Genomic DNA, 14,480 nt, shown 5'->3' with positions numbered 1-14,480 from the left:
TCCTTGGAGCCCACTCCATGAAGCTCGCCAAGAGAATCGCTCTGACCAGCACGGCCGTCGCCGCCGCGGCCGTCGCCACCCTGCTGGGTACGACCGCCGTCCAGGCCTACTCCGCGCAGCCCGCCCGCCTCCCGGCCGTGCACGCCCCCGCCGCGCTCGCCGTGCCCGACGGCAACAAGCTGACCGGCGTCTACTCCGCGCACGGCGTGCAGACCTACACCTGCACCGACGGCGCCTGGAAGCTCCTGGAGCCCGCCGCCACCCTCTCCGACAAGCGGGACCGCGCCCACCGCCCGGTCGCCCTGCACTCCCGTGGCCCGGTCTGGGTCTCCACGGTCGACGGCAGCGCGGTCAACGCGTCGGCGGTCGCCACGTCCCCCAGGGACGGCGCCGTCCCCGAGCTGCTCCTGAAGGCCACGGCCACCCGTGGCGCCGGGACGTTCGAGGGCGTCACCTACGTCCAGCGCCTGGACACGGAGGGCGGCGTGGCCCCGGCGGCGGCGTGCACCGGCACGGACCAGATCTCGGTGCCGTACTCGGCGACGTACGCGTTCTACAAGGCCGCCGCCTGAACTAGTCGGTGAGATCGACCCGGATCGTCAGGAGCTGCGTCCCCAGCGCCTTCACGGCCATGCTGTTGCCCTTGGGCAGGGTGCGCAGCCGGGCGACCGGGTCGTCGTCGGGCAGCAGGTGGGCGGTGCCGTGATGCCACCGCCCGCCGATCCGCACCCGCACCCGCGGATCGGCCTGGATGTTGCGCACGTACTGCGACTTCACCCCGAACTCCGACACCAGCCAGAAACTGTCCCCGACCCGCCGCCCGCCCAGCGGCGTCCGCCGCGGCTGCCCCGAGACCCGGCCGGTGGTCTCCAGCAGGGTCTGGAAGGGCATGAGGCGGCTCAGCGGGTTGGCGATGTGCCGCTGGAACGCGGTGGTGATCCGGAATCTGCGGTCGGACATGGTTCCTCTGTTTCCGAGGTGGGCTACAGGTCGTCGGACGTCGTGCTCCCGGACGGTGGGCTTTGCGTACCGACATGACGTTCTTTGACAGAATCGGGCACGCAGGCCCGGTTCCGTACACGTTCTCCTCTTCGAATGTCGGTGCGTCACCCGCAGGATCACAGCTCCGCACAGTTTCGAGGAGAACCACCGTGTTCCGACACCCCCTCCGCCCTGTCGCGGCTGCCGCCGCCGCGCTCGCCGCCGTCGGCGGCCTGACCGCCGCGACAGCCGGTCCCGCCTCGGCCTCCCCCGCGTCCCGCTCCCGGCACGTCCTGCTGCTGTCGGTCGACGGCCTGCACCAGTCCGACCTGGCCTGGTACGTCGCCCGGCACCCGCGTTCCGCGCTCGCCCGCCTGGCCGGCGGCGGCGTGGAGTACACCCACGCGAGAACCACCGTCCCCTCCGACTCCTTCCCCGGCATGGTGGGACAGCTGACCGGCGGAGACCCGGGTGTCACGGGCGTCTACTACGACGACACCTACAGCAACGCCCTGCTCCCGGCCGGCACCACCGACTGCGCAGGCGTCAAGCCGGGCGCGGAGGTCGACCTCACCGAGGACCTCGACAAGAACCCGAACTCCATCGACGAGGGCCAGGGCCTGTCCGGCCTGCCCGGCAGCATCCTGAACATGACCGGTGACGCCGCCGGCCTCATCGACCCGGCGAAGCTGCCCGTCGACCCGAAGACCTGCAAGCCGGTCTACCCGCACTCCTACCTCAAGGTGAACACGGTCTTCGACGTCGCCCGCAAGGCGGGGCTGCGCACCGCGTGGTCGGACAAGCACGTCGCCTACGAAATCCTCGACGGGCCGTCCGGCGACGGCATCCAGGACCTGTTCGCCCCCGAGATCAACAGCCAGGCCATCGGCTACCCGGCCGGCCTGGACTGGACGAAGGACAACGCGGCCACCGAGCAGTACGACGCGTACAAGGTGAAGGCGGTCCTCAACGAGATCGACGGACACGACCACAGCGGCTCCCGCAGGACCGGCGTCCCGGCGGTCTTCGGGATGAACTTCCAGTCCGTGTCCACCGCCCAGAAGCTGCCGGTCTCCGACGGCCTGACGGGCGGTTACACCACGCCCGGCACCCCCGGCCCGCTGCTCGCGAAGAACCTCGACTTCGTCGACCAGGAGGTCGGGGCGTTCCTCGACGAGATCCACAAGCGGGGCCTCGACGGCAGCACGACCGTCATCCTGTCCTCCAAGCACGGCCAGTCGCCCACCGACCCGAAGGCACTGACCCGCATCGACGACGGACCGCTGCTCGACGGGCTCAACGCGGCCTGGAAGGCCGCCCACCCCGGCGCCGCCGACCTGGTCGCCCACGCCGTGGACGACGACGCCATGCTGCTGTGGCTCAGCGACCGTTCCCAGGCCGCCACCGAGTTCGCCAAGGCCTACCTGCTCGCCCGGTCCGGCACCGGCAACGGCATCGACGGAGCCGCCAAGCCGTTCACGGCGAGCGGCCTGAAGACCGTGTACGCCGGTGCGGAGGCCGCCCGGTACTTCCACGCCGAGCCGGGCGACTCCCGGGTGCCCGACGTGTTCGGCATCAGCCAGTACGGCGTGGTCTACACCGGCGGCAAGGGCAAGATCGCCGAGCACGGCGGAGCACACGCCGACGACCTCGACGTGCCGCTCGTCGTCTACGGCGCCGGCACCCCGCACGACGTGCGCGTCAACGCCCCGGTGCGGACCACGCAGATCGCGCCGACGATGCTGCGGCTGCTCGGCCTGAACCCGCGGGACCTGGACGCCGTGCGCATCGAGCACACCCGGTCGCTCCCGGTGCGCTGACCGCGCCCGGGGACGCCGCGCCGGCCGCCGCCGTCCGGCGGCCGGCGGGCCCACGGCCGACGGTGTGCGGCCGCCCGGCCACGCGGCCGTCGCCGCGGCCCCGCCCGACGACCGCCCGGCGCGAACCACCGTCCGTCGGACGACTTCAGCAGGTCGAGAAGACCGCGGACTGCCCCTGGTAGGGGCCTGCGCCCCCTTGCCCGTGACTCGGCGGAGGCGATCACGGTCGTGCACACGCACACACCGGGTACGGGTGTGACCGTCGTGTACTACTTCCGTGATCCACAGGTCGTGGACTGACGCCCCCCCCGGCGCTCACCACAGCCCGCAGGGCTCCCGTCCCGCCGCCCGGAGCAGGATGTGCCGGGTGGAACCCATGCCGTACTTGTCGACGTCACTGGAGAGCCCGGCCACCTCCAGCAGGAGGGGCCGGATGCCGACGCCGGCGTCCCGGGCCTGGCCGCACAGGTCGTGCAAGGTGAGCATCATGTCCCGGGGGTCGGGGACCTGGTCCTCGGCCGACATCTGCAGCAGTCGCTGCCGGAAGCCCTGGGGTGTCGGCTCGGCCGGCAGTGTCGTCGCCCAGGTGAAGGAGCGGCACCGCTCCAGGAGGGCTCGCAGGGCGGCCCGGACGTCGTCGTCGTCCTCCTCGTAGCGGGTGAGGACGTCCCGCAGCACCGCCTCTGCCTCCGGCCGGATTCCCGCCTCGTCCAGCGGATGCGGGCCCTCCCGCATCTTCCGCACCCAGTCGGGGTCGGTGAGATCCACCGGCCTCCTCGCGACGGGCTCGACACACGCGTCGATCAGCGCGACCCATTCCGCAAGCTCCGCCAGTTCCCCCATGGCGTCAGGCGAGGTGTTCCACCGGGGCCGGCCGGCGGCCCTGTGCGGAGAGGTGCAGCACGAGGGCCGCGATGTTCCAGGCGTCGTCCTCGCCCCGGTGGTGGCGGCCTTCGAGCCGCAGCCCGGCGATCTCCAGGGCCTGCGCCATGCCGGGGCGCTTGCGCAGGCCGTACGCCTCGGTGAAGGCGGCCTTGGCGTTGGTGTGGTGGCGGTTGAAGGGGTAGGGCGTCCGGGTCGCCTGGCACTGCCGGGTGAACTGACGGCGGTCGTAGTCGCCCCAGCTGACCCAGGGCCGGGTGCCCGCGCGGTGCTCGGCCGCCAGCAGCCGGCACGCCTCCGCGAAGGTGACCCCCCGGTCGACCTCGGGCTGCGTGAGGCCGGTCAGCTCCGTGCAGAACCCGCTGACCGTGGACCGGGCGGGCCGCACCAGGATCCGGTGCCGGGCCAGACGCTCGCCGACCGCCAGGTCGACGACGGTCAGCCCGACCTCGATGATCTCGCTGACCTCGCCGCGCGGCGGGGAACCGGCCCAGCAGGTCGCCTCGACGTCCACGACGTTGACGAGCCCCTCGGCCCAGGTGCTGTCCATGACGGGCAGCGTAGGGAGGCGCGGCCGGCTGTGGCACGTGGATTTCGCGGCAGTTCGCCGCGTGCCGTGGGCAGATGGCGCGGGCTGCGAAAACGAGCGGCGGCTGCCCGGGGGCCCTTGCTACGGTGACCGACATGAAGCGCGCTGCCATGACGACGACGCCGGAGAGTGTCCCGGCGCGCTGACAGACGACCTGATGCGAAGCCCCGGGGCAGGTGCCCCGGGGCTTCGTCGTAGGCCCGGTGCCCTGCCCCGCAACCAGCGAGGGAGACCGTGATGACCACCGTGCACGACCACCGCAAACTGAACGGCCCCAAGATCGACGTCCAGGTCACCGACGGGGCCGGCCGGGAGTCCACCCTGTCCACCGTCCAGGTCGACTTCCACCAGCCCGAGCAGTTCGACCTGCACTACATCGGCGCGGACGGCGCCAGACACCGCCCGGTCATGGTCCACCGCAGCGTCATCGGCAGTGTGGAGCGAGCCGTCGCCCACCTCGTCGAACAACATGGCGGGGCCTTCCCCGCCTGGCTCGCCCCCACCCAACTGGCGATCCTCCCGATCTCCGACACCGAACTGCCGAACGCCGAAGCGCTCGCCCGCCGCTGCACCGACCTCGGGCTGCGGGCCGAGATCTCGGGCCCGGAACGCGGCAGTCTGGGCGCACGCGTCCGGGCGGCCCGCCTGGTTCCCTACCGGGCCGTCATCGGTGCCAGGGAAGCCGCCGACGATCTCGTCGCGGTGCGCCTGCGTGACGGACGCCGGCTCGACCCGCAGCCGGCCGGTGACCTCCTGACCGGTGTCAGCGCCCTCGTCGACGCGCACAGCACCGACCTGTGGCATGGCGCCGGTTCATAGCGGGCAAACGCGACCAGGACGGCGCGGATGACACGATGCCCCGGTGAGCTACTTCTCGTATCACCGCATCGGCCCTGGCCATGACCGGCCGCAGCTCCCGGAGCCCAGGCCGGCCGAGCCCGGTGAGTGGCCGAAGCTGGAGGCCGCGCTCGCCGTGGTCAACCGCGACCTGACGGCGACCGTGCCGGGGCAGGAACCGCTGATACTGATGATCGATCCGCCCCGGCACCCCTTGGCGCCGGGCGAGGTCGACCGGGGGCGGGTCCACGTGGCGATGCCCGACGGCCGTTGGCAGGGCAACCAGGTGAACGCGTACGACCCCGAGGAGGACGACCCGCTGGAGCCGGACGACGAGACGACGGTGCTGAGGGTGGTCGCGGACGCGGCACAGGAGACGGTCGTGGAGCTGCTCTGGCAGGTCTGGCCGATCTGCGGGGAACACAAGCTCGGCATGCATCCGCGTCCCGCGGGGACCGACGACGACTGGTACGGGGGTGCGACGGACGCGGCCGGCCCACCGGTGTGGTGGTGCCGGGGCCGCCGGGACGGCGAATGCCACGACGTCTCCCCGGTGGGCGAGCTGGCCGCCACCCTGCCCGGAAAACAGCGGCGCGCACTGCGGCGCAGCGAGCGTAGGCGAGGTATCCGCCGGTAGCGGCGGGGCTCGCCTACGGGAATTGCCGGGGGTCACCGGGAGTGGCTCGTCACGGTGCAACCTAAGCGTGCGGACATCGCATTGGCATGGTCTTCCGGCGGAGTTAGTGTGCCTTCGAGGGAAAGGGACATGCGCTCAATCGTCTGTACGAGCACTTTGTCCCGTCCGGTGGGCGCCCACGGAATTCACAGCTTCTCACAGGAGTGCCGCATTTCCGCGCACGAACTTTCCGGTCGTTCAATTGACTTAGGAGCCTCGCTCACGTGAAGAAAACACGCCGCGGCTTTATGGGTTTTGCGTTGGGTTCAGCACTCGCCGTGCCCCTTGTGGCGGTGCCGTCGGTCGCCGTCGCGGCCCCCCGCAGAGCTTCTCGCGTCACGACGGAGACGATCGACGCGGACGGGGTCAAGGGCATCACCGACGCGTCCTACGACAGTCTCTTCAGCGGGGGGAACGCCGAGCAGGGAGTGGCGGCCCTGATCGCGGCGGGCGCGGTGAAGGTCAACGACGTGCCGGTGCCCACCGTCACGAGCAGTGGTGAGTACAGTGCGGACCGACTCGACATCAATGGTGGCAGCGCACTGTGGGAGAACGCGGACGGCACCTGGTCGTACAACGTCCAGATACTGCTGCAGGGTTCGAACGAGAGCTACGCGGACGCCGTCGTCGACTTCGTCAACGCCGTGACGCTGATGCGCGGAATCAGCTATCGGCTCACCCTCACGGACGGCGTGGTGACCGCGATAGACGCGACCGTCAAGGACGTCGCTTTCGCGAACACGGTGAGCAGGGGTCGTCATGTCACGACGTTCACCATCGTCGGGCGCGGCGACGGCAGTACCGACAAGCCGAACCCCTCCACGCTCAGCTTCCCGAACGCGAACGTCAAGGGCCGTCCGCGCAGCCAGAACGTGGTGCTGTACTGGAAAGACGCCGAAGGATGGCACCTGGAGCGCGCGGCCGGCAGGGACGTGACCCTCGGCGTGAGTGTTGATTCGTCGGGAAACGTGACGGAAACGGTTGACGGCGCGGCGTTCACGGACTCCCGCCTGACGTTGCAGTATTCGGAGCCCTGGAACAGGCCCACCCAGCCGTTCCGGGCCATGTCCTGGATGGGCGAGAACAACGTGCCCGCCATTCAGTGGTTCGCCACTCCCGGTGTCACCGTCGGCTTCTCGCGCGGAGCCGGCGGGCGACCCGCGCTCGCGGCGGCGGTCACGAAAGCGGAGATCGCACTTGACACCGTCGCGGTGTCCAGCGCCGGAGACGGTTCCGACGTGACCGCGGACAAGATGTGGGTCACCCAGGCTTACCACGACATCTTTGCCAAGGCGGTCGCGGACGCGCGGTCCGAACTCGACGACGACGGCGCGACGGACGACGAGTACGAAGGTGCGCTCTACCGTCTGGCCCAGGCCTACGGCGGTCAGACGGGAGACCGGTTCAGCTGGCTGGAGAACACCTATTTCGGCAGCGGTGACGACTACGGTTTCGGAACGCCGTTCGACACCGGATACAACGGGACCGGGTTCTGGACATACGCCCAGGCGCACCTCGGGACTGAATGACACGGCAATTCGAGCAACCCTTTCCCTGAGCGCCCGGCACTCGCTCGTGCCATGACGCCGGCATGCTCGACACGGCCCGGGGCCGGATGCGCAAGCACTCGGCCCCAGGCCCGTTCTCAGTCGCGTCCGGCGGGGTGCCCCAGGAAGATCGGGTTGGTCAGTGCCGCCAAAGCACCCGGGACGGGCCCCGCTGCCGTCTCGTGGCGGATTTCCGCGCGGACGTAGGCGGCGTACGACGGGGTCGTCCGCCACTCCACCACGCCCGAGCCGGCCACCGGGAGCGGGTCGCTGGTGAGCAGGACGCCCTCGTCGGTGATGAGGCGGACCGTGCAGCGGGGGACGCCGGAGGCCTCCAGGCGGACGGTCACCGGGGTGTCGGCGGCGACGGCCAGGCGTTCGCCGATGCCCGCCCGTTCGCCGCGGCCGCCCGTCGCCGTGAAGCTCAGCGTCACGTTCTTCGACTCGGCGATGTAGGAGCGGCCCGCGCGCAGGCCCGCCTGGACGGCCTCGCGGCTCAGGTCGTCGGCGAGGACGACGGTCTGGGGCATGCCGACGGCGTCCGGGTCCCGGTGGGCGTCGCTGTTGCCCATGCCGGGGAGCCACTGCCGGTTGTTCCGTACCGAGGCGACGAGCGTGGCGTCCCAGGCGGCGAGGGCGACCTCGTCGTCGGGCGTGTACGGCCCGTTCCAGACCTCGACCGCGTCCGCCTCCCCGAACCCGAACTTCCAGGCGCAGCCCACGCAGGTGGCGTGCGGATGCGCGGGTACGACCAGGCCGCCGGCCTTGTGGATCTGCTGGGCGAAGTGACCGAAGCGGTTGTCCCTGGCCCGGTAGCGCCAGTCGACGAAGGTGCCCGGCTCGGTGCCGAGGGCGACGACGTGGCCGTTGCGCGTCGTGACCTCCTCACCGAGCATGATCAGCAGGTCGTCGCCGGCCTGGTCCGCCCAGTGCGGGTGCGAGGAGTGCGTGTTGTGGTCCGAGGAGTTGATGAAGTCAAGGCCGGCGGCACGGGCGAGGGCCGCGATCTCGGCGGGGGTGCGGCGGCCGTCGGAGTACCAGGAGTGCAGGTGGCAGTCGCCCCGGTACCAGTCCCGGCCGCGGCCCTTGGCGCGGGAGGGCGGGTAGACCGGGCGGACGGGGGTGCCGGGTTCGCCGTACGTGAGGGTGATCGTCAGCTGGTACGACAGGCCTTGCGGGGCCACCGTGTAGGGGCCGAGGGCGATGTGCCAGGTGCCGGCGCCGACCGGGCCGGGGATGTAGCCCGGGGTCGCGTCGTCGGCGCGGACGAAGAACTCCGTGCGCGCGCCCCCGGACCAGCCCCGGAAGCCCTTGCCGCCGAGGTCGGTGCCGTGCTGGTCGAAGACGCCGATGTCGAGCGCGTTGCCCGTGGTGCCGGCCGGGACGCTCGGTCTGTCGTAGGTGTAGGCGACCTTGATCTCGCGTACCCCGGTGGGCACTTCGACCGGTACGTACACGAAGTCCGGGCAGCCGGGCGGCAGGGTGCCGCTCACAGTCCGGGTCTCCTGGTCCTGACCGTCGTCCGCCGCTGCGAAGCTCACGGGTCCCAACGTAAGGGCTGCCGCCGCGCCCGTCACGAACAGCGCGCGTCTGCCGATGCCGTGCGTCTCCTCACACATGCCGGCCACTCTCCCCTCCCGACGTGAACTCCCTTGGAAGGACAGGGAATCCACAGGCATCCGTATGTCATGTGGATAGCTGTGTGAAGGACGCGACGTACGATGCCGACCAGTCGGTATGGACATATCGAGCCACCCCCGGTACAGATGGGGCATGCGCATAGCCGTCACGATCTTCCTCACCGACGAGACCATCGCCCCCGTCCGGCTCGCCCGTGAGCTGGAGGCGCGCGGGTTCGCCGGGCTCTACCTGCCCGAGCACACGCACATCCCCGTGGAGCGGACCACCCCGTACCCGGCGGGCGGCGACCTGCCCCGCGAGTACGGCCGTACCCTCGACCCCTTCGTCGCCCTCGGTCAGGCCGCCGCCGTCACCGAGAACCTCGGCCTCGGCACCGGCATCACCCTGGTCGCCCAGCACGACCCGATCGACCTCGCCAAACAGATCGCCACCCTCGACCACCTGTCCGGCGGCCGTTTCACGCTCGGCGTGGGCTTCGGCTGGAACGTGGAGGAGGCCGCGGACCACGGGGTGCGCTGGCGCGACCGGCGTGAGCTGGGCCGGGACCGGATGGCGTTGATGCGGGCGCTGTGGGCGGACGAACCGACCGCCTACGAGGGGGAGTTCGGCAGCGTACGGGCGTCGTCCGCGTACCCCAAGCCCGTCCAGAAACCGCGCGGACCGGTCGCCGGGCCGCGCACGCTGATCGGCGGGGCCGCGGGGCCGAAGCTGTTCGCGCACATCACGGAGTACGCGGACGGGTGGCTGCCGATCGGGGGCCGTGGGCTCACCGAGTCGCTGCCGGTGCTGCGGTCGGTGTGGGCGGACGCTGGGCGCGACCCGGCGGCGCTCCAGGTGGTGCCGTACGCCGTCTTCCCGACCCCGGGCAAGCTGGCGCACTACGCCGAGCTGGGCATCGAGGAGGTCGTGGTGCAGTTGCCTCCGGCGGGGGAGGCGGAGGTGCTGGGGGCGTTGGACGCCTACGCGGAGTACCTCTGAGCGGGTGCGTCGTCGGCTGCGGGCGCGTGGGGGGTGCTCGCGCAGTTCCCCGCGCCCCCAAAAAAAAGCAAAAGAAGGGGCGCTGCAGCGAGCGCCCTCTCAGGGGCGCGGGGAACTGCGCGAAGAACCCCCACTCGCCCGCACCCGGCAACGCACCGGCAGCCCCCGAGGCCACCCCCGCCCCGGCCGAACCGGCGGAGTCCCTCCGTATGCTCAAAGAATGACGACTTCCGCGACCCCCGGAACCGGCCCCACCGACCGCCCCGGCGGAACCGGCCCCACCGAGAACTCCATGCGTCGCGCTCTCAAACGCGCCCGGGACGGCGTCGCTCTCGACGTCGCCGAGGCCGCCGTTCTGCTGCAGGCGCGCGGCGAGGCGCTCGACGACCTCGCCGCGTCCGCCGCCCGGGTACGTGACGCCGGTCTGGAAGAGGCCGGCCGCCCCGGTGTCATCACGTACTCGAAGAGCGTCTTCATCCCCCTCACCCGCCTGTGCCGTGACAAGTGCCACTACTGCACGTTCGTCACCGTCCCCGGCAAGCTCCGCCGGGCCGGGCACGGGATGTTCATGTCCCCGGACGAGGTCCTCGACGTCGCCCGCAAGGGCGCGGCCCTCGGCTGCAAGGAAGCCCTGATCACCCTCGGCGACAAGCCCGAGGACCGCTGGCCCGAGGCGCGCGAGTGGCTCGACGCGCACGGGTACGACGACACGATCGCCTATGTCCGGGCCATCTCCGTCCGGATCCTGGAGGAGACGGGCCTGCTGCCCCATCTCAACCCCGGGGTGCTGTCCTGGACCGACTTCCAGCGGCTCAAGCCGGTCGCGCCGAGCATGGGCATGATGCTGGAGACGACGGCCACCCGGCTCTGGTCCGAGCCCGGCGGCCCCCACCACGGCTCGCCCGACAAGGAGCCCGCCGTCCGGCTGCGGGTGCTGGAGGACGCGGGCCGTTCCTCCGTCCCCTTCACCTCCGGCATCCTGATCGGCATCGGTGAGACGTACGAGGAGCGCGCCGAGTCCCTCTTCGCGCTGCGGCGGGTGGCCCGGTCGTACCACGGCGTCCAGGAACTGATCATCCAGAACTTCCGCGCCAAGCCGGACACGGCGATGCGCGGCATGCCGGACGCCGAGCTGGACGAACTGGTCGCGGCCGTGGCGGTGGCCCGGCTGGTGATGGGTCCGGCGGGCAACATCCAGGCGCCGCCCAACCTTGTCGACAGCGAGTACGAGCGGCTCATCGCGGCCGGGATCGACGACTGGGGCGGGGTCTCCCCGCTCACCATCGACCACGTCAACCCCGAGCGCCCCTGGCCGCAGATCGAGGAGCTGGCGCGGAAGTCGGCCGCAGCCGGCTTCGAGCTGCGGGAACGTCTCTGCGTGTACCCGGAGTTCGTCCGCCGCGGCGAGCCCTGGCTGGACCCGCGGCTGCGCCCGCACGTGGCCGCGCTGGCCGACCCGGAGACGGGCCTCGCGGTGCCGGACGCGGTGGTCGAGGGGCACCCCTGGCAGGAGCCCGAGGAGATCTTCGTCGCCTCCGGCCGCACCGACCTGCACACCGCCATCGACACCGAGGGCCGTACGACCGACCGGCGCGACGACTTCGACGAGGTGTACGGCGACTGGGGCGCGCTGCGCGAGGCCGCCGCCCCCGGGATGGTGCCGGAGCGCATCGACACGGACGTGCGCCAGGCCCTGGCGACCGCGGCCGACGACCCCACGAAGCTGACGGACACCGAGGCCCTCGCCCTCTTCCACGCGGACGGCCCGGCGCTGGACGCGCTGACGCGGATCGCCGACGACGTACGGAAGTCGGCCGTCGGTGACGACGTCACCTACATCGTCACCCGCAACATCAACTTCACCAACGTCTGCTACACCGGCTGCCGGTTCTGCGCCTTCGCGCAACGGCGCACGGACGCGGACGCCTACACCCTCTCCCTGGACCAGGTCGCCGACCGCGCCCAGCAGGCGTGGGAGGTCGGCGCGGTCGAGGTCTGCATGCAGGGCGGCATCCACCCCGACCTGCCCGGCACGGCGTACTTCGACATCGCGAAGGCGGTGAAGGAACGCGTGCCCGGCATGCACGTGCACGCCTTCTCGCCGATGGAGGTGGTCAACGGCGCGACCCGCACCGGTCTGTCGGTCCGGGAGTGGCTCGCGGCGGCGAAGGAGGCGGGCCTTGACACCATCCCCGGCACGGCCGCCGAGATCCTGGACGACGAGGTGCGGTGGGTGCTGACGAAGGGCAAGCTGCCCGCCGCCACCTGGATCGAGGTCGTCACCACCGCCCACGAGCTGGGCATCCGCTCCTCCTCCACCATGATGTACGGCCATGTCGACCAGCCCCGCCACTGGCTGGCCCACCTGCGCACCCTGGCCTCCATCCAGCAGCGCACCGGCGGCTTCACGGAGTTCGTGACGCTTCCCTTCATCCACACCAACGCGCCCGTCTACCTGGCGGGCATCTCCCGTCCGGGCCCGACGATGCGCGACAACCGGGCGGTGACGGCGATGGCCCGTCTCCTCCTCCACCCCCACATCCCGAACATCCAGACAAGCTGGGTGAAACTGGGCACGGAAGGGGCGGCGGAGATGCTCCGCTCGGGCGCCAACGACCTGGGCGGGACGCTGATGGAGGAGACGATCTCGCGAATGGCGGGGTCGTCGTACGGCTCGTACAAGTCGGTACGCGACCTCGTGGCCGTGGCCGAGGCCGCCGGGCGCCCGGCGAAGCCGCGCACGACGCTGTACGGGCCGGTCTCCGAGGAGCGGCAGCGGGCGGCGGAGGCCTCCGACGGGCACCTGCCGGAGCTGCTGCCGGTGCTGGACTGAGCCGTCGGGCGGGCCGGGCGGCGCACAGTACGATGATCCGACCCCTGTGCGAATAGGCGGGGGGCCTCATAGCGCGCTTAGCGGAGGAGATGCGTACCCGTGGCTGCCCGACTGCCCTCCTGGGTCTGGGTCTCCGGCCTGACGGCCGGGGCGACGGTCGCCGTCGTCCTCCTCGCCGTCCAGGCCGACAAGGGACCGCACCCCACGGCCGCGGCGGTCCGCCCGTCGGCGAGCGCGTCGGCGGGCGCCCACCCCTCCGCGTCACCGACCCCGGCCAAGGCCCCCGACGTGCCGGCGGCCTCCGGCACGGGGCGCCGTATCGTCTACTCGCTCGGCGCCAAGCGGGTGTGGACGGTCGACGCGAGCGACAAGGCGACCCGCACGTTCACGGTGTGGCCGGGGACGGTCTCTCCCGATCCCGGCACCTACACGATCTCCAAGACCCTGGCGTCCACGACGGGCTCGGACGGCGTCCAGATCGAGCACATCCTGTACTTCGCCTCCAAGTCGGGGCTGTCGATCGCCTTCTCCAACGCGGTCGACGGCTCCTCCCCGCCGCCCGCCGCCGGCAAGCAGACCAGCGGCATCCGGATGCACACGGCGGACGGCGCGGCCCTGTGGACGTTCGGCACGGAGCCGGACACCAAGGTGACCGTCGTCAAGTAGCCGTCAGGAGACGGCCCGAAGGCGCTGGGGCTGCCTCTCGCCGGCCGGGAGTCAGTGCCCCTTCTCGGTCCCGGGTGAGGTGCTGCCCATGCTGGTGCGGCGCATGGCCTGATACAGGGCGGCATCCTCCGGCGGGTCCGGCAGTGGGCCGCGGGCGGGTGTCCTGAAGGACTGGATCATCCACGCGACCGGGCGGCGCCAGGCGTCGGGGGCGGCGTCGCCACCCGGACGGTGCTGCCCGCGATGCGGAAGGCCGGTGCCGGCACCCTGCTCCACACCACCGGCTCCAGGCCGCCCACGTCGGCATCGACGTGTCCATCGGCATGCCGGTCGTCCCCGGCTTCCCCACCGCCCAGCCGCTGACACCACGCCCCGCCCGCCCTTGACCGTGCCGCGGTGGAGATCGCCGCGGCACGGTCGACGAGGGCGGCAGCCCCAAGGCCTCGACGCCGGGACGGCCGGGCGGGGGAGACGGTCTCCTACCCGGCCTGGCCGTTCCTTTCCGGCAGTTGTACGACGACGAGCGCGAGCCCGGTGAGGACCAGTACCCGGGTCGCGGCGTCCAGGCCGTTCCAGGTCTTGGACTGCCACATGGAGAACCACTCGCCGCCGATCCCGATGAACCCGGCGCCGAAGAGCAGCACGAGCATCAGCAGACCGTAGGTGGACAGCCGCCGTGCGCGGTCGTTGTCGCGCCGGAACCACAGCACGGTCCCGGCGATCAGCACGAGCGCGGCCAGTGTCTCCCACACGATGATGGCGACGTAGGCGGCGTTCTCCAGTCCCTTGTCCGTGATGGCCCGCCACATCAGGTCGTCGTCCTTGAACGTGGTGTCCATGGCCAGGACATGCTGGACGAAGGCCTGGTTGGTGCCGAAGTCGGTGATGTTCCCGAAGGCGACGAGGGCGATGTAGAGAGCGACCGTGCCGGTGAGAACGGCAGCGGCGAGTGAAAGCGCACGAGGCGCGTGGGAGGTGGACATGTCACGGTCCTTCCCCGGCACGGCTTTCTGCACCCCTGCACCCCCTG

At 71.5% G+C, this 14,480-nt stretch carries 13 protein-coding genes and 1 pseudogene; 8 read left to right on the top strand and 6 right to left on the bottom strand.

Annotated features, from left to right (window positions below; all coding sequences use genetic code 11):
- Nucleotides 1-17: 17 nt before the first annotated feature.
- Entirely contained in the window at nt 18-572 is a 555-nt protein-coding gene (locus OHB00_RS22745) for a DUF3455 domain-containing protein (protein ID WP_406437010.1), read from the top strand.
- Between the two features lies 1 nt (nt 573).
- On the opposite strand, the gene OHB00_RS22740 is transcribed toward OHB00_RS22745, so the two are convergent.
- Nucleotides 574-960: a nitroreductase/quinone reductase family protein gene (locus tag OHB00_RS22740; protein WP_406437008.1), complete on the bottom strand. Its 387-nt coding sequence runs from the start codon at nt 958-960 to the stop codon at nt 574-576.
- Between the two features lie 191 nt (nt 961-1,151).
- Here OHB00_RS22740 and OHB00_RS22735 point away from each other — a divergent pair, with 191 nt between their 5' ends.
- On the top strand, nt 1,152-2,801 hold the full coding sequence (locus OHB00_RS22735; RefSeq protein ID WP_406437006.1) for an alkaline phosphatase family protein: 1,650 nt from the start codon (nt 1,152-1,154) through the stop codon (nt 2,799-2,801).
- 315 nt (nt 2,802-3,116) lie between these two features.
- On the opposite strand, the gene OHB00_RS22730 is transcribed toward OHB00_RS22735, so the two are convergent.
- Together OHB00_RS22730 and OHB00_RS22725 are read right to left on the bottom strand one after the other, a co-directional pair.
- Nucleotides 3,117-3,644, bottom strand: a complete 528-nt coding sequence (locus OHB00_RS22730) for a hypothetical protein (RefSeq protein WP_406437005.1) — start codon at nt 3,642-3,644, stop codon at nt 3,117-3,119.
- A 4-nt stretch (nt 3,645-3,648) separates the two neighbouring features.
- The gene (locus tag OHB00_RS22725) at nt 3,649-4,233 is read right to left on the bottom strand and encodes an exonuclease domain-containing protein (RefSeq protein WP_406437003.1); all 585 of its coding nucleotides are present in this window, start codon (nt 4,231-4,233) and stop codon (nt 3,649-3,651) included.
- A 306-nt stretch (nt 4,234-4,539) separates the two neighbouring features.
- On the opposite strand from OHB00_RS22725, the pseudogene OHB00_RS22720 reads away from it, so the two are divergent.
- From OHB00_RS22720 to OHB00_RS22710, 3 genes and pseudogenes are all read left to right on the top strand, one after another.
- A pseudogene (locus tag OHB00_RS22720) lies at nt 4,540-5,091 on the top strand (aminoacyl--tRNA ligase-related protein); the annotation flags it as partial.
- Between the two features lie 43 nt (nt 5,092-5,134).
- Nucleotides 5,135-5,746 (top strand): hypothetical protein, encoded by a 612-nt coding sequence (locus OHB00_RS22715; protein ID WP_406437001.1) that lies wholly within the window; start codon nt 5,135-5,137, stop codon nt 5,744-5,746.
- 317 nt (nt 5,747-6,063) lie between these two features.
- Complete coding sequence (locus OHB00_RS22710) at nt 6,064-7,314, top strand: hypothetical protein (protein ID WP_406436999.1); 1,251 nt, start codon at nt 6,064-6,066, stop codon at nt 7,312-7,314.
- A gap of 116 nt (nt 7,315-7,430) precedes the next feature.
- Here OHB00_RS22710 and OHB00_RS22705 read toward each other — a convergent pair whose 3' ends face one another.
- On the bottom strand, nt 7,431-8,951 hold the full coding sequence (locus OHB00_RS22705; protein WP_406436997.1) for a CehA/McbA family metallohydrolase: 1,521 nt from the start codon (nt 8,949-8,951) through the stop codon (nt 7,431-7,433).
- Nucleotides 8,952-9,105: 154 nt separating this feature from the next.
- Here OHB00_RS22705 and OHB00_RS22700 point away from each other — a divergent pair, with 154 nt between their 5' ends.
- The 3 genes from OHB00_RS22700 (at nt 9,106) to OHB00_RS22690 (ending at nt 13,450) form a co-directional block, all read left to right on the top strand.
- A complete protein-coding gene (locus OHB00_RS22700) occupies nt 9,106-9,951 on the top strand; it encodes an LLM class F420-dependent oxidoreductase (protein WP_406436995.1) in 846 nt (281 codons plus the stop codon).
- Between the two features lie 220 nt (nt 9,952-10,171).
- Nucleotides 10,172-12,784, top strand: a complete 2,613-nt coding sequence (locus OHB00_RS22695; RefSeq protein WP_406436993.1) for a bifunctional FO biosynthesis protein CofGH — start codon at nt 10,172-10,174, stop codon at nt 12,782-12,784.
- Nucleotides 12,785-12,883: 99 nt separating this feature from the next.
- A complete protein-coding gene (locus OHB00_RS22690; RefSeq protein WP_406436991.1) occupies nt 12,884-13,450 on the top strand; it encodes a hypothetical protein in 567 nt (188 codons plus the stop codon).
- Between the two features lie 51 nt (nt 13,451-13,501).
- Here the strand turns inward: OHB00_RS22690 and OHB00_RS22685 are convergent, their stop codons facing one another.
- The gene (locus OHB00_RS22685; protein ID WP_406436989.1) at nt 13,502-13,726 is read right to left on the bottom strand and encodes a hypothetical protein; all 225 of its coding nucleotides are present in this window, start codon (nt 13,724-13,726) and stop codon (nt 13,502-13,504) included.
- 203 nt (nt 13,727-13,929) lie between these two features.
- A complete protein-coding gene (locus OHB00_RS22680) occupies nt 13,930-14,433 on the bottom strand; it encodes a DUF2165 domain-containing protein (protein WP_406436987.1) in 504 nt (167 codons plus the stop codon).
- Between the last annotated feature and the right edge of the window lie 47 nt (nt 14,434-14,480).

The organism is Streptomyces sp. NBC_00631 (assembly GCF_045206895.1).
GTDB lineage: Bacteria > Actinomycetota > Actinomycetes > Streptomycetales > Streptomycetaceae > Streptomyces.
The sequence above is the reverse complement of the archived record's forward strand: the minus strand, read 5'-3'. Positions and strand labels throughout refer to the sequence as shown.